General features: G+C 44.1%; 31 protein-coding genes and 1 other RNA gene. 11 read left to right on the plus strand and 21 right to left on the minus strand.

Annotated elements, in window-relative coordinates; all coding sequences use genetic code 11:
• The first annotated feature begins 5 nt into the window (after window positions 1–5).
• The 7 genes from QTA56_RS07320 to QTA56_RS07350 all read left to right on the plus strand — a co-directional run bounded on the left by QTA56_RS07320 (window position 6) and on the right by QTA56_RS07350 (window position 7,191).
• Window positions 6–1,043: a WD40/YVTN/BNR-like repeat-containing protein gene (locus QTA56_RS07320; RefSeq protein ID WP_267980283.1), complete on the plus strand. Its 1,038-nt coding sequence runs from the start codon at window positions 6–8 to the stop codon at window positions 1,041–1,043.
• Between the two features lie 13 nt (window positions 1,044–1,056).
• Window positions 1,057–1,509 carry a VOC family protein gene (locus tag QTA56_RS07325; protein ID WP_267980284.1) on the plus strand — a complete coding sequence of 151 codons (453 nt, stop codon included), beginning with the start codon at window positions 1,057–1,059 and terminating at the stop codon, window positions 1,507–1,509.
• An 11-nt stretch (window positions 1,510–1,520) separates the two neighbouring features.
• Entirely contained in the window at window positions 1,521–2,123 is a 603-nt protein-coding gene (locus tag QTA56_RS07330; protein WP_267980285.1) for an amino acid synthesis family protein, read from the plus strand.
• A gap of 313 nt (window positions 2,124–2,436) precedes the next feature.
• On the plus strand, window positions 2,437–3,273 hold the full coding sequence (locus QTA56_RS07335; RefSeq protein WP_267980286.1) for an alpha/beta fold hydrolase: 837 nt from the start codon (window positions 2,437–2,439) through the stop codon (window positions 3,271–3,273).
• A 34-nt stretch (window positions 3,274–3,307) separates the two neighbouring features.
• On the plus strand, window positions 3,308–4,921 hold the full coding sequence (locus QTA56_RS07340) for a bifunctional 3-(3-hydroxy-phenyl)propionate/3-hydroxycinnamic acid hydroxylase (protein ID WP_267980287.1): 1,614 nt from the start codon (window positions 3,308–3,310) through the stop codon (window positions 4,919–4,921).
• Window positions 4,903–5,664 carry a 2-keto-4-pentenoate hydratase gene (locus tag QTA56_RS07345; RefSeq protein ID WP_267980288.1) on the plus strand — a complete coding sequence of 254 codons (762 nt, stop codon included), beginning with the start codon at window positions 4,903–4,905 and terminating at the stop codon, window positions 5,662–5,664. The genes QTA56_RS07340 and QTA56_RS07345 overlap by 19 nt, the downstream gene beginning before the upstream one ends.
• A 63-nt stretch (window positions 5,665–5,727) precedes the next feature.
• Entirely contained in the window at window positions 5,728–7,191 is a 1,464-nt protein-coding gene (locus tag QTA56_RS07350; RefSeq protein ID WP_267980289.1) for an NAD-dependent succinate-semialdehyde dehydrogenase, read from the plus strand.
• A gap of 66 nt (window positions 7,192–7,257) precedes the next feature.
• Here QTA56_RS07350 and QTA56_RS07355 read toward each other — a convergent pair whose 3' ends face one another.
• The 21 genes from QTA56_RS07355 to QTA56_RS07455 form a co-directional block, all read right to left on the minus strand.
• Window positions 7,258–8,223 carry an alpha/beta hydrolase gene (locus tag QTA56_RS07355; protein WP_411956084.1) on the minus strand — a complete coding sequence of 322 codons (966 nt, stop codon included), beginning with the start codon at window positions 8,221–8,223 and terminating at the stop codon, window positions 7,258–7,260.
• Window positions 8,224–8,460: 237 nt separating this feature from the next.
• Complete coding sequence (locus QTA56_RS07360) at window positions 8,461–8,913, minus strand: Mor transcription activator family protein (RefSeq protein ID WP_267980290.1); 453 nt, start codon at window positions 8,911–8,913, stop codon at window positions 8,461–8,463.
• Between the two features lie 12 nt (window positions 8,914–8,925).
• On the minus strand, window positions 8,926–9,366 hold the full coding sequence (locus QTA56_RS07365) for a gp16 family protein (protein ID WP_267980291.1): 441 nt from the start codon (window positions 9,364–9,366) through the stop codon (window positions 8,926–8,928).
• Complete coding sequence (locus QTA56_RS07370; RefSeq protein WP_267980292.1) at window positions 9,363–9,575, minus strand: hypothetical protein; 213 nt, start codon at window positions 9,573–9,575, stop codon at window positions 9,363–9,365. The genes QTA56_RS07365 and QTA56_RS07370 overlap by 4 nt, the downstream gene beginning before the upstream one ends.
• A gap of 1 nt (window position 9,576) precedes the next feature.
• Window positions 9,577–9,777 carry a hypothetical protein gene (locus QTA56_RS07375; protein ID WP_267980293.1) on the minus strand — a complete coding sequence of 67 codons (201 nt, stop codon included), beginning with the start codon at window positions 9,775–9,777 and terminating at the stop codon, window positions 9,577–9,579.
• Window positions 9,774–10,487, minus strand: a complete 714-nt coding sequence (locus QTA56_RS07380) for a DUF2786 domain-containing protein (RefSeq protein ID WP_267980294.1) — start codon at window positions 10,485–10,487, stop codon at window positions 9,774–9,776. The genes QTA56_RS07375 and QTA56_RS07380 overlap by 4 nt, the downstream gene beginning before the upstream one ends.
• A 175-nt stretch (window positions 10,488–10,662) precedes the next feature.
• Window positions 10,663–10,914, minus strand: coding sequence for a hypothetical protein (locus QTA56_RS07385; protein ID WP_035327751.1), 252 nt, complete (start codon window positions 10,912–10,914; stop codon window positions 10,663–10,665).
• 16 nt (window positions 10,915–10,930) lie between these two features.
• An RNA gene (locus QTA56_RS07390) (hammerhead ribozyme type II) lies at window positions 10,931–10,999 on the minus strand.
• Entirely contained in the window at window positions 10,998–11,297 is a 300-nt protein-coding gene (locus QTA56_RS07395; protein WP_004674807.1) for an Acb2/Tad1 domain-containing protein, read from the minus strand. Before QTA56_RS07395 ends, QTA56_RS07390 begins: the two co-directional genes overlap by 2 nt.
• Window positions 11,297–11,569: an HU family DNA-binding protein gene (locus QTA56_RS07400; protein ID WP_004674808.1), complete on the minus strand. Its 273-nt coding sequence runs from the start codon at window positions 11,567–11,569 to the stop codon at window positions 11,297–11,299. The genes QTA56_RS07395 and QTA56_RS07400 overlap by 1 nt, the downstream gene beginning before the upstream one ends.
• A gap of 18 nt (window positions 11,570–11,587) precedes the next feature.
• The gene (locus QTA56_RS07405; RefSeq protein ID WP_004674810.1) at window positions 11,588–12,091 is read right to left on the minus strand and encodes a host-nuclease inhibitor Gam family protein; all 504 of its coding nucleotides are present in this window, start codon (window positions 12,089–12,091) and stop codon (window positions 11,588–11,590) included.
• Complete coding sequence (locus QTA56_RS07410) at window positions 12,091–12,786, minus strand: HI_1489 N-terminal domain-containing protein (protein ID WP_267980295.1); 696 nt, start codon at window positions 12,784–12,786, stop codon at window positions 12,091–12,093. Before QTA56_RS07410 ends, QTA56_RS07405 begins: the two co-directional genes overlap by 1 nt.
• Window positions 12,783–13,067 (minus strand): hypothetical protein, encoded by a 285-nt coding sequence (locus QTA56_RS07415; protein WP_267980296.1) that lies wholly within the window; start codon window positions 13,065–13,067, stop codon window positions 12,783–12,785. Before QTA56_RS07415 ends, QTA56_RS07410 begins: the two co-directional genes overlap by 4 nt.
• Window positions 13,064–13,282 (minus strand): TraR/DksA family transcriptional regulator, encoded by a 219-nt coding sequence (locus QTA56_RS07420; RefSeq protein WP_267980297.1) that lies wholly within the window; start codon window positions 13,280–13,282, stop codon window positions 13,064–13,066. Before QTA56_RS07420 ends, QTA56_RS07415 begins: the two co-directional genes overlap by 4 nt.
• Before the next feature lie 96 nt (window positions 13,283–13,378).
• Window positions 13,379–14,563 carry an ExeA family protein gene (locus QTA56_RS07425; protein WP_267980298.1) on the minus strand — a complete coding sequence of 395 codons (1,185 nt, stop codon included), beginning with the start codon at window positions 14,561–14,563 and terminating at the stop codon, window positions 13,379–13,381.
• 2 nt (window positions 14,564–14,565) lie between these two features.
• Entirely contained in the window at window positions 14,566–16,308 is a 1,743-nt protein-coding gene (locus QTA56_RS07430) for a transposase (protein WP_267980299.1), read from the minus strand.
• A gap of 2 nt (window positions 16,309–16,310) precedes the next feature.
• Window positions 16,311–17,231, minus strand: coding sequence for a hypothetical protein (locus QTA56_RS07435; RefSeq protein WP_267980300.1), 921 nt, complete (start codon window positions 17,229–17,231; stop codon window positions 16,311–16,313).
• 11 nt (window positions 17,232–17,242) lie between these two features.
• Window positions 17,243–17,539, minus strand: a complete 297-nt coding sequence (locus QTA56_RS07440) for a helix-turn-helix domain-containing protein (protein WP_267980573.1) — start codon at window positions 17,537–17,539, stop codon at window positions 17,243–17,245.
• The gene (locus QTA56_RS07445) at window positions 17,533–17,793 is read right to left on the minus strand and encodes a hypothetical protein (protein ID WP_267980301.1); all 261 of its coding nucleotides are present in this window, start codon (window positions 17,791–17,793) and stop codon (window positions 17,533–17,535) included. Before QTA56_RS07445 ends, QTA56_RS07440 begins: the two co-directional genes overlap by 7 nt.
• Window positions 17,790–17,948 (minus strand): hypothetical protein, encoded by a 159-nt coding sequence (locus tag QTA56_RS07450; protein WP_267980302.1) that lies wholly within the window; start codon window positions 17,946–17,948, stop codon window positions 17,790–17,792. Before QTA56_RS07450 ends, QTA56_RS07445 begins: the two co-directional genes overlap by 4 nt.
• A gap of 38 nt (window positions 17,949–17,986) precedes the next feature.
• Window positions 17,987–18,190, minus strand: a complete 204-nt coding sequence (locus QTA56_RS07455) for a DNA-binding protein (RefSeq protein ID WP_267980303.1) — start codon at window positions 18,188–18,190, stop codon at window positions 17,987–17,989.
• 108 nt (window positions 18,191–18,298) lie between these two features.
• On the opposite strand from QTA56_RS07455, the gene QTA56_RS07460 reads away from it, so the two are divergent.
• The 4 genes from QTA56_RS07460 to QTA56_RS07475 all read left to right on the plus strand — a co-directional run bounded on the left by QTA56_RS07460 (window position 18,299) and on the right by QTA56_RS07475 (window position 20,406).
• Window positions 18,299–18,775 carry a helix-turn-helix domain-containing protein gene (locus tag QTA56_RS07460; RefSeq protein WP_267980304.1) on the plus strand — a complete coding sequence of 159 codons (477 nt, stop codon included), beginning with the start codon at window positions 18,299–18,301 and terminating at the stop codon, window positions 18,773–18,775.
• A gap of 14 nt (window positions 18,776–18,789) precedes the next feature.
• A complete protein-coding gene (locus QTA56_RS07465) occupies window positions 18,790–19,104 on the plus strand; it encodes a hypothetical protein (protein ID WP_267980305.1) in 315 nt (104 codons plus the stop codon).
• A gap of 207 nt (window positions 19,105–19,311) precedes the next feature.
• Window positions 19,312–19,884: a hypothetical protein gene (locus QTA56_RS07470; RefSeq protein WP_267980306.1), complete on the plus strand. Its 573-nt coding sequence runs from the start codon at window positions 19,312–19,314 to the stop codon at window positions 19,882–19,884.
• Between the two features lie 75 nt (window positions 19,885–19,959).
• A complete protein-coding gene (locus QTA56_RS07475) occupies window positions 19,960–20,406 on the plus strand; it encodes a M15 family metallopeptidase (protein WP_267980307.1) in 447 nt (148 codons plus the stop codon).

Below are 20,406 nucleotides of genomic sequence, written 5' to 3' on the forward strand. Positions count from 1 at the left end.
CGGTTATGTCAAATGGAACATGGTTGGTTGCCACCGTTGGTCAGGCGGTCATCCGTAGTGGCGATGATGGCAAGTCATGGCACCGTCTGGGTGTCGGACAGGATTTGGAGTTTGATGCCATTAGCCGTTCTTTGTCACAAGACCCTGAGCAACACGAAATCATTTATGCAGGCACGGATATTGGTCTGTGTGTCAGCCATAACTGTGGTGGTAAATGGGAGCAAATGGATACGCCATTTAATGGACAAACCGTTTGGAAAGTTGCGGTTGACCCGAAAAATCGACAAAGAATCTTTGTGGGGACAGGCGCACCCTCCCGTGCAGTGCTATGGCGGACGCTGGATGGTGGCAAGAGCTGGGATCGGGCACCTGTTGAAATTCCAGAGTTCTGTGAAGGAGTAAACCGTCCCCGTCTACTGGCCTTTGCCTATGACCCAACCGATGCCAATAAAATCTGGTTTGGTCTGGAAGAGGGTGGCTTGTTTCACTCACAAGATGGTGGCGAAACATGGCAGCGACTGGATGACCGCCTGCTTTGGGACTTTAACTCCGACGTTCATACCATTGCGGTATTGCCAAATCACGGTCAAAAAGTGGTGGTGGTGGTCTGTGTCAATGCGGTGTACCGCAGTTTCGATGATGGTCAGACATGGACAGGGATTATTGCCAAGGAAGAATTTGGTTTGTACTACATTCGGGCCATGTCAGCACATCATCAAACACAGGACAGGGTGTATCTAAGTATTTCCGATGGTACGCCAGGTACCACCAGCAAGATTCTGGTGTCCAAAGATGCGGCTGCCACATGGGAAGTGTTGCCATTACCGCAGCAACCCAACTCATGTGTCTGGGCAATTCAGCAGAATTTTAATAACCCTGAGCAGGTGATTGCAGGCACCAAATATGGTCATCTATTTGTCAGTGAAAATGGTGGCAATAGCTGGGTCAAGCAATGGCGTGAATTTAGTGAAATTGCTGATGTGTTATGGACACCAGCACAGACTGAAATCAAGGCATTGCATCAGTCGGTGATTCAAAAATAAAGGGAGCAACGAGATGCAAATCAAGGTATTACGTACCCATCTTTCATTGTTTGTTCGTGACCCTGAATTATCAGCCAAATGGTATGCCGATGTGCTGGGTATGGTTGAGCATGCACGAGGGCCTGCATGGGTGATGATGAGTTTTGGGATCAAGCACCATGACATTGCCCTGATCAAGGCTGCGCCTGATGCACAGCAGGGTGGACTGGGTTTACAGCACTATGGACTGGAAATCGAGGGCACATTTGAAACCCTGCAAAAACTGCATGGCATGCTGATCCAGAAAGGCGTTGAGGTGGTCAAGACCACAGATCATGCGGTGGGAAATGGCCTGTATTTCAATGACCCTGATGGCAATCGTCTGGAATTCTTTTTAGAAACCATTCATGACGATGCCGAGGCGATCAAGGCTTTTCATGATGCGGGTGCGCCAAGCAACCCGATTGAAATTAAACCTATTTTTTAAACGGTTCCGATATGAAACAAGCAAATTTTGAACATTACCATATCCGTAAATGGTACAGCTTTGTAGAAGAAACGCTGGCGAATGAAACTGGTGTGCTGGCAGATGGTGAACCAATTTATAAATATGCGGTTGCTGCTGCCATTCATAATCCGTTTGCAGGTCAATTCCAGCAAGACCTGAATACACTGATTGAGAAATCACCTGAACTGGGTCGGGAATTTGGTCGCCGTATACAGGCTTTGGCACAGGGGCGTGCCATTGAAAGTTATGGCAAGGCGATATTGGTTGGTATGAACAGCGAATATGAACATGGTAATGCTTTCCTGACCAATCCTGCGGCTAACCCTGTACGGGAAGCGATTGGCGGCGGTAAGTCATGGGTGCCATCGACAGGAAAACGGGGTGTGGCAGGCACGATTATTGATGTGCCACTGGCCCATAAAGATGCGCTGTATGTACGTTCACACTATGACAGCTTTTCCCTGTCCTTTAATGATGCACCAAATAACGATGAAATTATCGTGATCTGGGCATTTGCCACCCGTGGACGCTTACATGCCCGTTTAGGGGGGTTACAGGCATCTGAAATCAAGGGTGAAGATGGTTTGAATTAAAACGCCAATTTTCATCATTAACTGAACCTGAGTTTGACAAGAAATATGATACTCGGAAACGTCATCCGCAATTGTTTGAGACAGGACTTTATTAATAGCGTGTTGTTTCTGCGATTGATTAAGTGAGCTGACGGTAGTCAACGAGTTTTGCGGATGACAATGGTTTTGCCTACTTTTCCCGAAAGAAAAGTAGGGCGAGCCGCAGGCTAATCCTGAAATTGGATAAGAACTCGGCACGACTCCGTAAAGATCTGTATTTATTTTCAATAGATTTACAACAGAGCTGACTTAATTAATTTCAAGGCAGGACATTATGCAAACAGGAAGTCATTTTTTTAAAAATCGTAGTGGGCTAAAACTGCATTATTTAAGCTGGGGACAACCTGAACAGCCTGTCATCATCATGTTGCATGGATTACGCTCCTATGCAGCCACATGGCATCTGCTTGCACCATTGCTGGCAGAACGCTTTTATGTGGTGGCACTGGATCAACGGGGACGTGGACAAAGCGACTGGGCTGAATATTCCACTTACCAGACGGAATACTATGTGCATGACCTTGAAGACCTGATGGCAGAATTAAACATTGATCAGGTCATTCTGTTGGGCCACTCTTTAGGAGGCACCAATGCACTTGAATTTACCCGCTTACATCCTGAACAGGTGCGGGCGCTGATTGTTGAGGATATTGGGCCTGGCTCTTCCATACAGGGCGATGGTGCGGAGCGAATCCGCCGTGAAATGCAGACCACACCATTATCATTTAAGGCATGGGATGAGGCTGCTGCATTCTGGAAAAAGCTGCGTCCACTGATTGACGGGCAGGGCATTCAATCCCGCCTGCAAAACACTTTGGTGGAAAAACAGGGACAGATTCATTGGCGACATGATCAGGAGGGCATTGCCAAGGCACGTTTGACTTTTCCCTCGATTGACCTGTGGCCTGCGGTTGAAAGTTTGAATTGTCCGACCTTATTCATCAAAGGTGGCCTGTCTGATTTTCTGTCTGCTCAGACGCTTAAGCAAATCAGGGCAAAGAAACATCATGTGCAGGCGGTGGAAATTGCGGGCGCATCGCATTATGTCCATGATGATCAAACTGAGCAGTTCAACCAGACGGTACAGGATTTTTTAAATCAACTGGCTTAGCTGGCACAAAGACAAAAGGAATGGAGCAATAGGCATGAAGCAGGAACAAACACAGGTTGTCATTGTAGGTGGTGGGCCAAACGGTATTGCGCTGGCGCATTATATGGGCATGTATGGAATTCAGAGCATTGTGCTGGAAATGAATCCAGACATTTTGCCTTATCCCCGTGCGGTGGGCATGGATGATGAAGCCCTGCGTGTATTGCAAACCATTGGTGTGGCGAATGAAGTGGTGAAAGACATGATCCACAATGTGCCATTGCGCTACTACAATGCCCGTGGTGTTTGTTTTGCCGAGGTCAAACCCTCTGTTGCCGACTATGGCTGGCCAATGCGAAACATCTTTATGCAGCAGCTTTTAGAAAAATCTATGAGGGAGATGTTGCAGCAATACCCGCATGTTGAGCTGCGTTCAGGCCATGAAATGCTGGAGATCTCCCAGACTGATGCACAGGCTACCATTGAGGTGAAAGACCTGAATGGCGACATTTACCAGATTTCTGCCAAGTATGTAATTGGTGCGGATGGTGGGCGTTCCAGTGTCCGTAAAAAAGTCGGCATACAATTGAATGGTCTGACCCATCCACATAAATGGATTGTGGTCGATGCCGCCCATGATTCGCTGGATGCGCCTTATACCGCCCTGCATGCTGATCCAGATCGTCCATTCGTCTGTATCTATCTGCCTTACCAGCAGCGTCGCTGGGAATTTATGCTGTTTGAGGGTGAAGATGAAGAAAGCATGTGCAAGGAAGACAACATTCGTCAACTGATCCGTAATCATATTGGCGATGCAGTGGATGAACTGGACATTATCCGTATCCGTGCCTATACGCATAACTCACGGGTTGCCAATCGTTTTGTAGATGGGCGGGTCATCCTGATTGGTGATGCGGCACATATCACCCCACCGTGGGCAGGACAAGGACTCAATTCAGGCATTCGTGATGTCGGCAATATTGCATGGAAACTGGCTGCGGTATTAAAAGGCTATGCTTCGGAAAAAATCATTGCCAGCTATGACGATGAACGTCGTACCCACGCCACAGAGCTGGTTGCTTTGGCGGATAATATGGGCATGGTACTGGGCTTGACTAATCCATTGATGGCAGGGGTACGGGACTGGTTATTTCAGGCCTTTAACAATGTGGATGCGCTGCGTAGTCATCTGGTTGAGTTTAAGTTCAAGCCAAAACCATTTATCCATAAAGGTCTAGTCTATCATCCACGTCCGCATGTCAGGGACACCGATGTGGTGGGGAAAATATTTATTCAGCCACAGGTGGAAGATCATTCAGCACATAAGCTGAAGTTTGATGAAATCCTTGGTCAATGGTATGCGGTGATCGCATTCCGTAAAGACCCATTGTCCTCACTTTCTGAGCAAACCCGCCAGTTCTGGCAAAGCCGCAACACCCGTTTTATTCAGGTCAACCGTGCCAAAAGTGGCTTGAACCGCAACCAGCCTTTAACAGCTTCAGATCAGGTCATTTGTGTCGAGGATGTGGAGCGTAAACTGGAAGACTGGTTTGAAAATGCCCGTGATGAAGTGGTGATTGTCCGTCCTGATCGTTTTATTGCAGCGACCTGTTCGATCGAGAAACTTGAGGAAACACTGGAGAAACTGGCATGTCAGTTGATCAATTAACCGAGTTGCAACATCGTTTGCTGGATGCCCGTATTGCCAGACATTGTCTGGATGCAACGGAGTTTGAATCGGCTGAAATGGATCAGGCCTATGAGATTCAGGCCCAGTTGATTCAGCAATATTGCCATGAAACTGCATGCACAGTATCTGGATGGAAAGTTGCATTGTCAGGAGCTCTTGCCAAGGCAAAATATGGCTTGCAACAGCCTGTTTATGGACAGCTTTGTGCTGATATGCAACTGGCAAATGACAGTTGTATCGAACTTGCCCAACTGTATCAGCCTAAACTGGAAGTTGAATTGGCCTTTATTTTAAAGGAAACCATCAGCACTGCTGACTGTACCGATGCCGAGTTGCTGGCAAAAGTGGGGTCAATCCGCCCTGCCATTGAGATTGCTGATACTCGCTGGCTCAATTGGCAATTTAATCTGGGGCAATTTCTGGCGGACAATTCCGCAGCCCAGTTTTATGTGCTGGGAGATGAAGTGGATGTATCTATCACTGAACTGGATATTAACCATTTGATTGAACATGCTAATGTGGAAGTGATTGTCACCACCCAGCCAGAAGATCAGCCCATCCGTAATTATTTATGGCTGGTTCGTACCTTATTGGCACAGCATAAAAGCCTGCAAGCAGGTGAGGTCATTCTCACAGGCTCTATCATTCGCCCGATAGACTTAAAGGCAGGGCAATATCAATTTCAGGTGTTTGGGCAGCAAGTTTCACTAAAGGTCACTTGAATCAGTCAGGATTGCTGTTAAAAATAAGAGAAGCTCAATGTTTGACAATAGGGAAACAAGAATATGGCACAGTTGAATGATCACGGTTTATTAAAGTCACAAGCATTGATCAACGGTCAGTGGCAGGATGCAATCTCTGGTCAGACCCTAAGCGTGACCAATCCCGCGACAGGTGAAAGCATTGGTACTGTACCCAAAATGGGCAAACAGGAAGCGCTGGAGGCGGTTGCGGCGGCTGAACAGGCATTGCCCTTGTGGCGTAAAAAAAGTGCCAAGGAACGCAGTAAAATTTTACGCCAGTGGTTTGACCTGATTATGCAGCATCAGGATGATCTGGCTTATATTCTCACTTTGGAACAAGGTAAGCCCTTGAGTGAAGCCAAAGGTGAGATTGCTTATGGTGCAGCCTATATCGAATGGTTTGCCGAAGAAGCCAAACGGGTGTATGGCGATATTATTCCTGCCAATTCCCCAGACCAGAAAATTTTGGTGAATAAACAGTCGATTGGTGTTTGTGCTGCAATTACGCCGTGGAATTTCCCGAATGCCATGATCACCCGCAAGGTTGCGCCAGCGTTGGCGGCAGGTTGTACCATCATTGTTCGTCCAGCTTCGCAAACCCCATTATCTGCTTTTGCGATTGCAGAGCTTGCCTTGCGTGCAGGTATTCCAGCAGGGGTATTTAACGTCATCACAGGTGGTTCCACCGAAATTGGTGAAGTGCTGACCACCGATGAGCGTGTGCAGAAGTTTAGTTTCACAGGTTCAACCGAAGTAGGCAAAAAACTGATTGCCCAATGCGCCTCAACGGTTAAAAAAGTGTCGATGGAACTGGGTGGCAATGCACCGTTTATTGTGTTTGATGATGCCGATCTGGATGCTGCGGTAAAAGGCGCGATTGCCAGCAAATTCCGTAATGCAGGTCAGACCTGTGTCTGTGCCAACCGTATTTATGTGCAGTCAGGCATCTATGACCTGTTTATAGAAAAACTCTCTGAGGCGGTAAAACAGTTCAAGATCGGCAATGGCTTGGAGGCTGGAGTAAACTTTGGACCTGTGATTGACAGCAACGCTATTGATAAAATCGAAGAACATATTGAGGATGCCGTCAGCAAAGGCGCTCAGGTAGTACTGGGTGGAAAACCCCATCCTTTGGGCCAATTGTTCTTTGAACCAACCATTGTCAAAGAGGTTACGGCTGACATGAAAGTAGCCAAAGAAGAAACCTTTGGCCCTTTGGCACCGATATTCAAATTTGAAACTGAGGAAGAAGTGGTGGGCTATGCCAATGATACCGAGTTTGGCCTGGCATCCTATTTCTACACTCAGGATTTAGGCAGGGCAATGCGTGTTTCCGATGCGCTGGAATACGGCATGGTGGGACTGAATACAGGAATCTTGTCCAATGAAGTCGCGCCGTTTGGTGGGGTCAAGCAGTCAGGTCTGGGACGTGAAGGCTCTAAATATGGCATTGAGGATTATCTGGAAATTAAATATGTGTTGCTGGCTGGTTTAGAGAATAGATAAGGATTGTATCATCCAGTTTTATGAGAGGAAAAATATTGAATTTTTCCTCTCATCTGCTCAGATCGTCTATTTCAAATTGCTGTTAAAGAAAGTAGCCAGCTTATCAAATGGAATCAGATTGACACGATCATATAAATCCACATGACCAGCCCCTTTAACGTAATACAGTTCCTTAGGTTGTTCAGCCAGTCTATAGGCTTCCTCACTAAACTCCTTTGAATGTGCCTGATCACCCGTAATAAATAGCATTGGACGAGGAGAAATCGTTTCTATGTCATTAAATGGATAGAAGTTCATAAACTTGATGTTGCTAGTAAGCGTTGGATGTGTGGTTGCTTTAGGATCAGCGCCTTTAGGTGTAAATTCCCCACGTGGCGTACGATAGAAGTCATAAAACTCACGTTGAATTGGGTGGGTTTCGGTAGTGAGTTCATGCACTGTACCACTGGTATATTCTATTTTTCCACCTGTAAATTCCACATAACGTTGCTGGGCAGCGGTCGCAATGATCTGTTTTCTTTGCTCTAAACTCTGAGAGTGATTCAATGCATTACGATTGGCTGCGCCCATATCGTACATGCTCACGGTTGCAATTGCTTTCATACGCGGATCAATTTTTGCGGCACTTATAACAAAACTACCACTACCACAAATCCCTAAGGCACCAATACGTTCACGGTCAATAAAATCACGGGTGCCCAGATAATCAACTGCTGCACTAAAAGCTTCACTATAGATGTCAGGAGCAACGACATTGCGAGGTTGTCCTTCGCTTTCACCCCAAAATGGCAAGTCAATTGCAAGGGTAACAAAACCTTGCTCCGCCAATTTTTGGGCATACAACATGGAACTTTGTTCCTTGACAGCACCCATTGGATGACCAATCACAATTGCAGGTGATTTTGTTCCTTTTTTAAGGTTTTTAGGGATCACCAAATTACCCACTACTTCCATATTGTATTGATTCTTAAAAGTCACTTTCTGAATGTTGACTTGACTGCTTTGATAGAAATTATCTGCACCATTTGACATATCTGCTGCCATCGCTGTGGTAGAGGAAAATAAACTTACTGTTGTTGCCGTAATGACTGCTAGTGCAGATTTACGAAATTTTTCGGTGTACTGAATGATGAATACTAATAATATAAATATATAAGAGTAACGAGATAATTGTGGGATTTGATGGGATATTGTGGGACTTAGTGGGATGAGTTTTGAAAAGATTTTTCATACTGTGAAATGAGAAAGCGGATTGTGAAGTCCGCTTTTTTATTCACTGAATAAGTCCAGATTTGGGCTTTGGCGAACTGGCAGCTTTTCTTCTGAGTTCACGATACCACGAATTGAGCGCAGTGTGACACCGAATTTACGCGCTAGGCTTTCTTTAGATACCCGTTTTTTAGCAAGCTCTCTGATCTGTCGATTACGCATGGCAACGGTAATTGGTGTGCCCATTGGCACTTCAATAGTTTCGTTGCCAAGATGTTCCGCCAACAGCTGGAGCTTACTCAAGCCAATGGCCTGAGCAAGCTCTGATTGTACATTTAGCGCATGGCATTTCGGTATGAAAACTTTAGTGCCGCCAAATGCATCAATCAAATTCAATGCATTTTCGACCTTAATCAAACGTGCAATGAATATAAAGTTTTTCGGCATCAAGTTAATGATCTCATCGTCTGTGAAAACCTGTTGGGCATCTGTGATATGTGGACGATAAGCCATGATCTATACCTCCTATGCTTCCAGAGTAACGCGCTCAATGCCACAGCGCTTGCACCATTGACGCAAGTGATTGATGACCATGTCTGCGCTTTCAGTGCTCAAGAACTGCAAAGCACTGACTTTCACACGATTCTCAATGAATTTAGCAAGTGCCTTTTCACTGCCATTTTTGACCTGACCTGCATGGTACAGTTGAAGCCAAAGGTGGCGAATTAGTTTGCTTTGTGCATCGCTTGCCAGATTTTTAACGCCAGTCTTGTTCGACTCCACTTCAAAGCCGAGTTGTTTCAGCCGATCAAGCACAGCCTCCAACTGTGCTGGCGTTAAAAGTTTTGAACTAGTTTTGCCCGTGGTGCTTGCTAAGATGTCGCGGTAAACGTCATCATCAAGACCAAGTTTTGTTTTGGCAACGTGAATGAGCTTAATCAAGTTAGCCTTTTTATTGAATTTCATTTGTCAGACTCCTTATTTAAGGCATCAATCCAGTCTTGTGCATTCAACATATGGCGAATGGCTGTCGATAGTTTTTGGTTTGCTATATCAACATAGGTTTTACACGTTAAGCCTTTGCGGATTTCGTCCTGACAATTACGCAACTCTGCTAGTGCTTCCTGAATCTCTTCCAATGCAACTGATGTGGTTTTTTGGATTAATTTGCTCATTTCAAGCTCCAGCGATGGCTTGTAGCAAGCCACCAATTGCCAATAATGCCAAAGTAAGTGCTAAGCCAGCTTTTAAGATATAAGCTCGGCGTTCAAAGATGGTGAGACCAGTGTTGGTGCGAGTGATCCACGCGAGCCTTGCTTCATTGAAGCAGTGATATAGTCCAATCAGAAAAACTGCAAAGTAAGCTAAAATCATCATGCTTTAGACTCCAGTTGTGCGTATTGCTCACCACCATTCATGGCATGACTTAACTGTGCTGATCTACCAGACTGCCTGCCAGCGCGAATATCGTTAATAGCACGGTCACTTAACGTTTTACCGCTACTACGGTCTTTGGGTGTGAATTTTCCAAGTTCGCCATGTGTCTGCTGCATGTATTTTGCAATACGTTCTTTTGTATTTTCGGGTGTGACCGTAAAGAAACGGTTAATAAGACCTTGTACAGACTCAACCCAGCCATCGCAGAATAGGTCAGCGCGACGTACTTTATTTTTCTTAACTGTTACTCGTTTTAGAGTGGTCTCAATAAAGTTTTTACGGGCCTTGGTCACTTGGCGGTAAAGGACATCAAAAGCATAAGCCGCCACTTCTGGTGCTGGATCGACACCAATAAAAATCCACTCTGACTTAATGCCAAAACCTGAGTGGCCTTGGCTGAAAATATGTTTGCACTGCATAGCACGGGCAATCATTCTTACTAAATGTGATTCCCATGAGGTTGGTGTCTTGGTAACTTTACTGGCACATTTGGCTTCAACAATGTCCAGTAAGTCAGGATCAATTTGAAATTCTTTCATTAGTGACTGTGCCATGCGTAAAGCAGTAGCAGCTTCATTCTCGTTGCTGGACTTTGAAAGTGCCAAGCACTTTTTGATTTTCAGGATGGCTTCATCGCGTGACATACCCATTTATTTTTGCTCCATAACATATACATAGGTTTCAAGTTTTTTTGACCAGTAAACACATTTACCTTTTTTGATTAATTTGCGTTTTCTGCGTCGGCTAATTGGCCTTTCTTTCATGGGATTTCACCGATGCTGGTCTGAACTTCTTCAGGTAATTTTTCTAAGTCTTCAACACTGATCATTGGTAGCCACCTCCGTAATCAACCATTTTTATTACATACTCATCAGTAATAGGGTCTGCCTTAACTCCTAAAGTTTCTGAGCGACCTTCAGGTATTAGATTCAGTGGACTAATTGATCCAGCAGAATGAATTGAGCAACCTTTTAAAACATCCTGTTGTAAAGCGTCAGCGACATCCTTATGCACTAACTTGTTTGGGAAAAGAACAGGAATTAACTCAACCAATCCATTCTTTTCTTGCTTAAACATGATGTATTTCATGAAACCCTCGCTGCTCATCAGTACCAAGTCACGACACTTGGCAGACACAGGCACGTATGCCTGTGTTTCGCTTAGAAACTAGTTGGTTGTGCTACTGCACGGGTTAATGCCATTAAGCCTTGCTGTAAATTTGTTGCACCAGTTGCTACCCAGTGGTGTGGTTCAGCATTGGTCAAACGTTCAAATTCTGAAAAATCACCTGTTGCAGCACCATGTGCACTGGCTTGATCAAGCTGTTGACGTGTATGATCAAAAAGTCTTTCAACTAAAGAACCGAGTTCTGCGCCTTTGGCTTTAATTTCATTCATCAAGTCAATTTCTACTTGGGAAAGATCACGATAGCCTTTGATTTTTTGGTGTTGGTTTTCCATTAGTTCACTGCCTCTTTAAGTGCCTTACCAGCTTTGAAAGTTGGTACTTTTGCTGCTGCAATGGTGATTGCCTCACCAGTTTTAGGGTTGCGACCTGTACGTTCGGCACGTTCGTTCACTTTGAATGTGCCAAAGCCGACCAGTGCGACTTCCTCGCCATGACTCAGCGCATGAGTAATGCCAGATTCAAAAGCCTGCAAAGCTTTGGTCGCTTGGGCTTTGGTAATACCTGCCTGTGACTGGATATGTTCAATAAGTGTCGATTTATTCATTGATAGATACCTATATAGTTAGTGTGCTGCGGTTGCTGTTGGATCGACTGTTTCTATGTCATATCCGAATGTGTTGCGTGTATTGACGCTTGCGCCAATTTCCGCGATTTGCTCTGGTGTGAGTTGTTTGATTGCCTCCTTGTCTGGTTCGGTTTTGGTACGGATGCAGTGTTCAAGTTGCAGTTCTTTTAGGACTTGGCATGTGAACACTGGATCAGGAATTGAAACGGTTGTTGAAAGCCGATAGCCGACTGAGCCATGCGTCAATTTCTTGGTTTTAATCTGGGTGAACTCAGATTTACGTGCTTCGCAGAACTCTTTGAGTTTGAGTTCATTCGCCTTGACTAGCTCCAGCAAGGGTTTAAGTTTGTCTTTGCTTTCAGTCTTGAGCTGATCGACTTGCTCATTACATGCAGCCTGTTCAAGCTCAATTTCGCGTCTGGCTTCGGCAATATCTGCCAAAGTCTGGTTGACAGCTTCCCAGCTTTTAAGCTGTGGTTCTTTGAGTGCTGTGCGTGCCATTAGTTTGTTTGCTCCTGTTCTTGCTCTAATTCCGCTGCCTTTAAGCGGTCAAAGCATTGTTTGTGGGTTTCGCCATCGCATCTGTTCTGGTTGACATGGGCAAAAAGCTGTTCTTTTGGAATACCTTTGAGTGAGCTTGCTTCAATGGCTTTACGCTCCTCACTGGCTTGTTTGATAAGTTCAGCAAATGGAACTGCTGGGCGTTCATGCTTCTTGCGTTCATGTTCAGCCTGATCCGTTGCGCGTTCCGCATCAGTTTTTGCATGAGCAGCCTGAACTGCTGCATGTCGTGGTCTCGAATCTTGCACTGGTGCATATTCAGGCTTATATGAAGTGAGGACTTCATATAGATAGCCGTGATTTTTGAAAGGTAATTGCAGTTTGCCTTGGTCACGTCGTTCAATGATCGTATTGATTGCCCATATCCATGCTGCTTTTGGCGCTGGGTAAAAATGATGACCACGCTTGATTTGCTTGGCATTTATATCCGCTGCGAGTTCATTCAACAGTTTTGAAGCACGCTCAAAAGTCAGGTCGCGGTTCTCGGAACGGAACATACCAAGGTACTGGATCATTGGTTTTGCCAAGTCACCAACAAGATTAATGGCAGCCACAAAAGCACGGCTTGCTTCACTATGACCAAGCAAAGCATCGAGTGATGTAGTCGCTCCGCATGCTGGGCATCTGGTTTTCATAGTGATGCCTCTTGAGCGGCTTTAATTAAAGCCTTATGAATGGCTTGGATTGCCAAGCAAGCACAATCTTCGCCAGAGTCACCAGAACAAGCTGCTTGCCAATATTCAAAAAATTCAGGGTCATCAGAAAGTTTCTGAAGTTGCTCCCAAGTCAATTCGCTTGGGATCACGGCATGTTTGCCATCAATTAATTTGTCTAAGTCCTTGGCGAACTGAACACGTTTATGTGCTGGTGCAGCTTGTAGGCTTTTTTCTGCCATGCCTTTTAAAGTTGATTTCATAGGCCACCTCGTAAGTGTTTTTGTTTTGCTTCCAACACAGACTGGCAAGCGATGCAAAGCGTTACACCGCCTAGTTTTCTGCGTTGTTCTGGTATCTCTGCACCGCAGTCCTCACATTCGTGGAAACTTGGCTGGTCAAAGTGTTTAATGTTTGCCAGAGCAATGTCTAAATCTTGCTCTGACAATGTGCTTGCAACGTCTGCGTAATCAGCCATGACAAGCTCCAGAAAATTTGACTAAGTAGCTGCAAAGTGTGTCGATACTTAAGTAGATAAAGAGTCCAATAATAAAAACTCGTTCTGTAGACATGGTTAGACCTCCATCACTAGATCAGCAGTAATGACTGGTGCGCCAAGCTCAGCAGCAACGTTCATTGCACCTGTGATGAGATTGCCTACGGCTAAAGGATATAAAAGGCTTTCGTGCTGATTCTTGCGACCAACGTTACGAGTTAGCTTTGTGCAGATTGCATCAAGTCCAGATTCGTCAATGAAGTCACTGAGCTTGCGATCTGCTGCCTTGCAGCGATGCTGTAAGTAGTCAACAAGGCTGTTTTGGGTAAATGGTTCGAGCGTGACAATTTCACAGCGCTGTACGACTTCTCTGATTTCAGGATTGTTCTCAGAAAGCTTGATCTTGAGTTCATCCTGACCAATCAGGATGATTGAAATTAATGGAGTGAAACCATTCTCAAGTTCAAGAAAACGCTTAAAGTGCTTCAGTGTTGGAATAGACAGACTTTGTGCTTCTTCAACAATTAAAAGGTGGCGGTAGCCAGCACGGCTACTTTCTTTGAGTAGGTTGTGTATCTGGCGTGCCCGTGCTTCTGGTGAGCGTTTTGCTGGTGTGCTTGGTGCAAGGGCAGCTAATATTGACTCAGTAATATGGGACGATTTAAGGGTTTTACCCTTAATATCATTGTCTTCAGATGCCAAAACATATGGTTCAATCACAATAACTGGTTCGCGTTCACGTTCGATGCGGTCAATCAGTTCACGACGTAATGTGGATTTTCCTGCACCTGATTGACCAACCAAAGCAATAAAGGAAGAGTTTCCCTTGGCTGCCTGCCACATGCTTTCTCGCACATAGTTGATGTCGCTGTTATTGAAGAGTTCAGCAGCACTGCGGATGGGTTCATCAAAAATGTTCTTAAACAGCTTGAAATGTTTCTTGGCTGCTGGCGTTAGGGTTTGTTTGCGTAGTAGCATAAGCTGCTCGTCCTCTGATGAGTCTGCTGCACACTCACTGTCCAAGGCTTGGTCGTTATTGGTGTGAGTCTGTGCAGTGGTTAAGGCTTGTTGGATTTGATCTGATGCAATTCCTTTTTCTTCCAAAAGTTCAATAAACTTTGACTGGAATTGGTCAGGGTTCTTTTTCGGTTTTTGACCGTGATTTACGAAAAGGTTGACCGCTGAAACACTCACGCCCATTGGCTTACTGAGTGTGTTCTGGTTCACTTTGTGGTCTTTAAGTAGCTGTTTTAATGCGCTCATGATTACTCTCCAACCACTTTAAGTTTTGTTGGCTTGTTGCTTGAGTTGACGCGTTCCACCCAAAACATGATGTCTTCTTGCGGGAAATTGCCATCTGAATAGGTCGTTTTGAGCTTGTTCATCCATTCAGGTGTCCATAGGTCACCGACATGGCCGCGAATGGCTTTGGCTGCCTGAATAATGTTGAGTGGTGCAAGCTGCTTGCGCTGCTGTGGTGTAGTGAGCTGCTCCCCAGCACGGTTGATATAGGTCGGAACTTCGACAGACTGAACATCAGCCATTGGGTTGAGTTGCCCGTCGTATGCTGGCTTTTTCTTGGCAATGGCCTTGTCAGCTTGCTCCAGAGTGTCGGCGTTGTAGGCTTTCTTGATGATGCGCTTGCGGTTCTCATCAATTTTGCTTTGTGGCATTGCCTTGATTTCTTCACCGATGATGGCTGCATCTTCCCTGAAGCCGCCCCAGTCAGTCTGCATTGGTTCACAGGTATAGATGACATCGTTGCCGTGTTCATCTTTTGCGATCACGTCAATGGCAGGCGCACGGTATGGGTTGACCACAATCATGACCTTTGCTTTTGGGTAGATGCTATGAACATGGCGAACGTCATAGTCATGTGAGCCATAGCCTTTAACCGCATGGCTGATGGTCAAGTTACCAGTAACGGTTTTGCTTTCTGGCATGGTGCTGACCAGTTCTCTGCATAGCTCCAGTGGTGGTGCAATGCGTAACTGCTCTGGTTTGATGGTTTGCCAGACGGCATTTCTGGAGCGTTTTGTGCGACTGTGAATCTTGGTTTCATTCCAGTACATGCGCCATTTCTCAACAGCAGCATTGAGCTGCTCAAGGCTGTCAATCTTCATGAAGCGCAAACGGCCCTCAAACTGTGTCTCCACAATATTGTTGCCATTTTCGACCTGACCTTTTGCCTGTGAATTTCCTGTGGCATGGGGGATGAAAATCACATCCAAGCGCTCAAGTAAGTTCTTGAATAAGCCAGAGGTGTTGGCACAGCCTTTATCTGCATAGAGGATGTTTGGTACACCATGCATCGGCTCTTGTGCTGAGCGCTTGATAATGCAGTTTAAGAAAACTTGAATCAGGTTTTCTGAGCTTTCACTACCAGTCACATATTCAACATAGATTGAACCGCTAAAGTGATCGGTTATGACATAGCGGATCACACGGAAGTTCTCAATCAATTTGGCATTGGCAGGCTTGTTCTTATAGAACTTCTTCTCATCCATCACCTGCATGCCGCCTTTAGGGAGATAGAACAGGACGCAGACTGATGCATCAACCTGCTGGACATGGTTTGGGTGTAGCGACTTCTGTTGGGTATGTGCCGATGGTGTAGCCAACTGTTTTGGGTGACACATATTCTGTTTCATGACTCTGGCAATCGTGGCTGCTGACACGTCAGGGGCTTTGCCATCTGCAACCAGCATGTCTAGGGCTGTGGTAATTGGCAGGGTTTTTTTACCATTGGCGCGTGTCGCCACATGCACCATGCCACCAATCATTTCAGCCACTTCAACTGGAACTACAGTCTTGCCTTTGTCTGAGCGTTGCTTGCGTTCTGATTTAAAGCCAACTGTTTCAAGTTCGCGGTAAAGCTGCGGACGGCTGATGTTTAATGTGCCACATGCAGTTTTGATAATTTCATCTTTGCTACCAAACTTAGCTGCCCCAAGTTTGGCTGCAATATCACGGAGATAATCCTGTTTTGCTAAGTTCGGAGTCGTCATGATTAAGACTCCAACAGTGTTTCGACGTTTTGCTGAAGATGCTGAAGTTCTTCAATATCTAGCTCGCCTTTGGCTGTGTCAGTTACCATCCAGCTAGGCGTAACCATATTTTCAAAGTCAATTTGAATGCCTAGCTCAACACTGGTTTGGGCAATTTGCTGAAATGCTGCGACTACAGATGACTCAAGCTTGTCCTGAATGTCGTAGAGTCCATGCTCGTTGATTGCATCCAGAATTGAGTTGATGTGGTTGGTGAAGCGCACGACATCGTTGTGCATGGTTGCACATGCAGAATCGAGTTCCTCAAGTGCTTTTTTGGTTAGTTGTTGCTGTTCGGTCTCGGCACGTTTCTTGATTTGTGCAGGGCTTTTTAGCTTTGCATTTTCAGCCAGTAATTCATTGGCTTTTTGGTCTTTGGTTTTGATGACCTGTTCTTTTGCATCAATATCGGCTTTGGCATCACGCAGAGCTTTTTTAAGCTCACGTACAGACATGGTTTCAATACTGTCTAAATTGACATCGCCAATACTTCCGCCATCTTCGATGATTTCTATATCGCTATCATCTAAAACAATTAATTCAAGTAGCTTTGACTGTGATTTAACGGTTTTCAAAAGAGGAGACGTTTCCACTTTTGAGAATTTCAAGGTTGCCACCATTAGTTTTCGAGCAAGGCTTTTGTCAAAGCCTAGAAGTTCAACCCGACTGATAAACTCACCGTGTTGAGTTTGCTCTTTTAGGAGTAATAAACGTTTGCCAAGTTCAAATAAGTCTTCAATAGTTCGGCGTTGGTAGAGGCGAATGCCATCTTCCAAAGCGCCAACTGATAAATCACCGTCATAGCTAAGCTGTGTAGCAAGAACAACGATGGTTTGTGTATGTGTGTTGACAATATCGGCGACAGGTATTAACTCTTTGCTCATTGCATTTATCCTTAGTATTGCGTTTCAAGGCGTTGTTGGTATTCAGCAATACGTGCCTGAACTCGGTCATGCTCTTCCTTGCAGGCTGTAGCAAATCGAACAGCTTTTATGCTTGGTGCATAATTTCCGTTGTCTCTTTTTTCAGCCCATCCATCTGCTTCCAAAGTCTGTAATGAGCGTGTAATGGAACATGGTGATTCATTTAAGCTTTCAGCAAGCTGTTTGTTGCTAAGACCAAAAAGATAATGTCCACGTAAAGCAAATAAGACTCTGAGGACTTTTTCTGCTGATTTAACGGTGCTCATGATTGACCTCGCTTCTTACACATGGCAAAGAAACTGTTGTCATCCAACTCCTGCTGAGTTGGTTGATAATGCTTGGCATTTTGTTCAGGACGTTTGGCTTGTAAGGCGTTCTGTTCAAAGCGTTGGCGCAGTAACTTCTTAACTGCTTTCAGATCATCTTCATCGAGTGGAATCCAGCCATGATCACCACCAATTGCATTGATGCTGCTAATTTGTTTGCTTAGAGCGTAAGTAATTGCTGCTATTGGAGTTTTCATTTGTGTAGCCCCCGAATTTCACTGCTGTTGTATTTGAGGGAAGCCAGTTCTTGTTGAAGAATTTGGTTGTCCAGCTCAGCAATAAACCAGCCGAAGTAGCCAAAGGTCACAACGAAAATAAGTAAAAAGGTCAAAAAGTAGTCTTGTTTTTTCATGGTTTTTCTCTTGTAAACTGTGGTACATTTCTGGACAATTACTGGATAGTTTCTGGATTTGGTTTTAAACCCAGTGCAACTGCGATTTCATGACTTTTGCCGTAATTGCATTTGCGTGTGCCTTGCAAGATTTTGTAAACGGTTTCGTGGTCGTAGCCGTGTTGATCTGCCCAAGCCTTTGCTGTAGTCCCTTTCGCTACAAGATTGGCTTTGACGCGCTCTATGTCTGCTTTAGTAATCATGGATAGCTCCGTGTGTGTTGTGGATAACTAAAGGTGAAGTTTTAGTGTCCTTATAGATTAACAATAGTAACTAATTTGTTACCTGTCAATATATCAAGGAGTTTTTTTGTGTCTATTGGTCTGCGTTTAAAAGAAGAGCGTGAACGCCTCGGTTTTACCCAGCCTGTTTTTGCTGGATTGGCTGCCACTACGAAGAAAAGTCAGATAGATTACGAAAAGGACTTAACCCAACCTAAAGCTGGATATTTGTCTGTAATTGCAGATGTTGGTGCTGATGTTCAATACATAATCACAGGTGAACGTTCTGCAAATGCTCTCTCTACAGATGAGAATTTAATTCTTGAGAAATATCGCAAAGCGAGTCCTGATATTAAAAATAAAATGTTGATGTTGTTGTTAAGTGGAGAAACGACAAACAGTGTCGTAAATAGTCCAGTTAATAGTGGAAAAGGCAATCAATATAATGGTACAAATCAAACAATAAATAATGCTGCTCCAGCCAAATCAAAAGATATAAATGGTGATGTAAGCATTAAAGCAAAAGGTAAGCGTGCTCAAGCCGCGTTTAATATTAAGAATGAATGATATTCGGGGTTCTTATGGAAAAGCTCAAGATCAAGGCAGAGGGAGAAAAAAGCCAAGCTGCTTATAATATCTTTAATAAACCAGTCTATATGGTGTGCCCTAAGCAAAAGAAATGTAGCCAGATGAGCTATAAGCAAAATGCCAAGTTCTCTGAATGGTTTATGTGGTTTTTTATTTTTTTAGTTCTTTTTTCTATCTTGTCATCACCATTCATTCGTAATGAGATGACTGCAATTTTTTCTTTTGTAATGTATATAATTGGTTTTATAGGTTTTTGTCTGTCTGCACTGTGTGTAATGTTCTTTAATGTACATATAAAAAAATACTAGTTTCTAAATTATCTGTTTGATCATTTAGAAACTAGCATCAATAAACGGCATGAAAAGTTGTAACCATAATTAAATTAGTGGGATAAAAATGTTTGATCCTTTGAGTTGGCTTCCTAAATATTTTCTGAATCGGTTTTATTTAGGAGTCATAATTTTATTTATTGCTGGTATTGTTAAAACTATATTTTGGTTGTTGGGGGATAATTAATGAGTAAAGGTTTTAAATTTTCAATATTAGCAATAATAGGTCTGATTTTATTTGTTATTGGAGTTGGCAGTCTTTATAAGCCATCAGTGAAAAAAGAGTCCGATAGTATTGATAAAAATATTGCACAAAATGAGCAATATGAAAAATCTTTAGAGCAAGCTGCTATTGCCATGCATGAAAGTAAATTGGAAGCTAAGCAAAAAGAGCTAAATCCGCCTATAAACGCATCTTTAAGTATTGAGCAAACAAAGGACTTTATTCATCGTGTAGAGCAACTTAAGTCTACAGATACTCAAGTGAATTTAGAGTATCTGCCTGACGTAGCTGCCCAAAGCCGTAAATATAATGCATTGATTGATGAGGCTGAGAAACTTTATGGAGTAATTGATATTTCTAACCCATATAGATATTGCACATCTATGGCGAACTATGCCCGTGCACTTTGGGAGTTGAAATATTCAAAAGCTACTGAATCAAAAGAATCTTTGGATAATACGCGTAAAACTTTTCAGGCATCTTATATTGATGCTCAAAAAGGTTGTTTAGAAGATATTCAAGCTGCTGGAAAATAAACGGAAGCCTTTCCGCCTAATATAAAAAGTCTTAAATATACAAACTAGCCTCATCATTTGATGAGGTTTTTTGTTGTGAGCAAAAAATACATTTTATCTAAATTAAGTCTAAGCCGATTGGTCGGACTTAATGCAAATCTTGAAGCTGTTGTAAAACGTGCAATCGAAATCACTGAACAAGACTTCTTGGTGGTCGAGGGAGTTCGTTCTAAAGAGCAATGTTTTATCAACTACGGTAAAGGTCGCACGCCAGAACAATGCAAAGCCAAGGGTGTGCCAGTGCAATATGCCCAGCCCAAACTGGCAAAAGTTACTTGGCTGAATAGTCCCCTTGGCAGCAAGCATGTCACTGGTAAAGCAGTCGATCTAGTGCCATACCCTGTGGACTGGAATGACCTAAGCAAGTTTAAAAAAATCGCTGTTGCAATGAAACAGGCTGCTAAAGAGCTAAACGTTTCAATGGACTGGGGTGGCGACTGGACTAGCTCAAAAGATTATCCGCATTTTGAGATTAAGGGGTAA

The organism is Acinetobacter thutiue, from assembly GCF_030385805.1.
Taxonomy (GTDB): domain Bacteria; phylum Pseudomonadota; class Gammaproteobacteria; order Pseudomonadales; family Moraxellaceae; genus Acinetobacter; species Acinetobacter corruptisaponis.

Excerpts from the sequence above, each read along its gene's own strand:
- QTA56_RS07445 (WP_267980301.1), bottom strand. The coding sequence starts at position 17,793 with ATGAAAACTCCAATAGCAGCAATTACTTACGCTCTAAGCAAACAAATT.
- QTA56_RS07355 (WP_411956084.1), bottom strand. The coding sequence starts at position 8,223 with ATGTCAAATGGTGCAGATAATTTCTATCAAAGCAGTCAAGTCAACATT.
- QTA56_RS07360 (WP_267980290.1), bottom strand. The coding sequence starts at position 8,913 with ATGGCTTATCGTCCACATATCACAGATGCCCAACAGGTTTTCACAGAC.
- QTA56_RS07385 (WP_035327751.1), bottom strand. The coding sequence starts at position 10,914 with ATGTTTAAGCAAGAAAAGAATGGATTGGTTGAGTTAATTCCTGTTCTT.
- QTA56_RS07340 (WP_267980287.1), top strand. The coding sequence starts at position 3,308 with ATGAAGCAGGAACAAACACAGGTTGTCATTGTAGGTGGTGGGCCAAAC.
- QTA56_RS07370 (WP_267980292.1), bottom strand. The coding sequence starts at position 9,575 with ATGAGCAAATTAATCCAAAAAACCACATCAGTTGCATTGGAAGAGATT.
- QTA56_RS07430 (WP_267980299.1), bottom strand. The coding sequence starts at position 16,308 with ATGACGACTCCGAACTTAGCAAAACAGGATTATCTCCGTGATATTGCA.
- QTA56_RS07415 (WP_267980296.1), bottom strand. The coding sequence starts at position 13,067 with ATGAAATCAACTTTAAAAGGCATGGCAGAAAAAAGCCTACAAGCTGCA.
- QTA56_RS07405 (WP_004674810.1), bottom strand. The coding sequence starts at position 12,091 with ATGGCACGCACAGCACTCAAAGAACCACAGCTTAAAAGCTGGGAAGCT.
- QTA56_RS07320 (WP_267980283.1), top strand. The coding sequence starts at position 6 with ATGTCAAATGGAACATGGTTGGTTGCCACCGTTGGTCAGGCGGTCATC.
- QTA56_RS07465 (WP_267980305.1), top strand. The coding sequence starts at position 18,790 with ATGGAAAAGCTCAAGATCAAGGCAGAGGGAGAAAAAAGCCAAGCTGCT.
- QTA56_RS07435 (WP_267980300.1), bottom strand. The coding sequence starts at position 17,231 with ATGAGCAAAGAGTTAATACCTGTCGCCGATATTGTCAACACACATACA.
- QTA56_RS07335 (WP_267980286.1), top strand. The coding sequence starts at position 2,437 with ATGCAAACAGGAAGTCATTTTTTTAAAAATCGTAGTGGGCTAAAACTG.
- QTA56_RS07420 (WP_267980297.1), bottom strand. The coding sequence starts at position 13,282 with ATGGCTGATTACGCAGACGTTGCAAGCACATTGTCAGAGCAAGATTTA.
- QTA56_RS07375 (WP_267980293.1), bottom strand. The coding sequence starts at position 9,777 with ATGATGATTTTAGCTTACTTTGCAGTTTTTCTGATTGGACTATATCAC.
- QTA56_RS07365 (WP_267980291.1), bottom strand. The coding sequence starts at position 9,366 with ATGAAATTCAATAAAAAGGCTAACTTGATTAAGCTCATTCACGTTGCC.
- QTA56_RS07400 (WP_004674808.1), bottom strand. The coding sequence starts at position 11,569 with ATGAATAAATCGACACTTATTGAACATATCCAGTCACAGGCAGGTATT.
- QTA56_RS07350 (WP_267980289.1), top strand. The coding sequence starts at position 5,728 with ATGGCACAGTTGAATGATCACGGTTTATTAAAGTCACAAGCATTGATC.
- QTA56_RS07470 (WP_267980306.1), top strand. The coding sequence starts at position 19,312 with ATGAGTAAAGGTTTTAAATTTTCAATATTAGCAATAATAGGTCTGATT.
- QTA56_RS07425 (WP_267980298.1), bottom strand. The coding sequence starts at position 14,563 with ATGAGCGCATTAAAACAGCTACTTAAAGACCACAAAGTGAACCAGAAC.
- QTA56_RS07450 (WP_267980302.1), bottom strand. The coding sequence starts at position 17,948 with ATGAAAAAACAAGACTACTTTTTGACCTTTTTACTTATTTTCGTTGTG.
- QTA56_RS07325 (WP_267980284.1), top strand. The coding sequence starts at position 1,057 with ATGCAAATCAAGGTATTACGTACCCATCTTTCATTGTTTGTTCGTGAC.
- QTA56_RS07330 (WP_267980285.1), top strand. The coding sequence starts at position 1,521 with ATGAAACAAGCAAATTTTGAACATTACCATATCCGTAAATGGTACAGC.
- QTA56_RS07410 (WP_267980295.1), bottom strand. The coding sequence starts at position 12,786 with ATGAAAACCAGATGCCCAGCATGCGGAGCGACTACATCACTCGATGCT.
- QTA56_RS07455 (WP_267980303.1), bottom strand. The coding sequence starts at position 18,190 with ATGATTACTAAAGCAGACATAGAGCGCGTCAAAGCCAATCTTGTAGCG.
- QTA56_RS07345 (WP_267980288.1), top strand. The coding sequence starts at position 4,903 with ATGTCAGTTGATCAATTAACCGAGTTGCAACATCGTTTGCTGGATGCC.
- QTA56_RS07395 (WP_004674807.1), bottom strand. The coding sequence starts at position 11,297 with ATGGAAAACCAACACCAAAAAATCAAAGGCTATCGTGATCTTTCCCAA.
- QTA56_RS07380 (WP_267980294.1), bottom strand. The coding sequence starts at position 10,487 with ATGGGTATGTCACGCGATGAAGCCATCCTGAAAATCAAAAAGTGCTTG.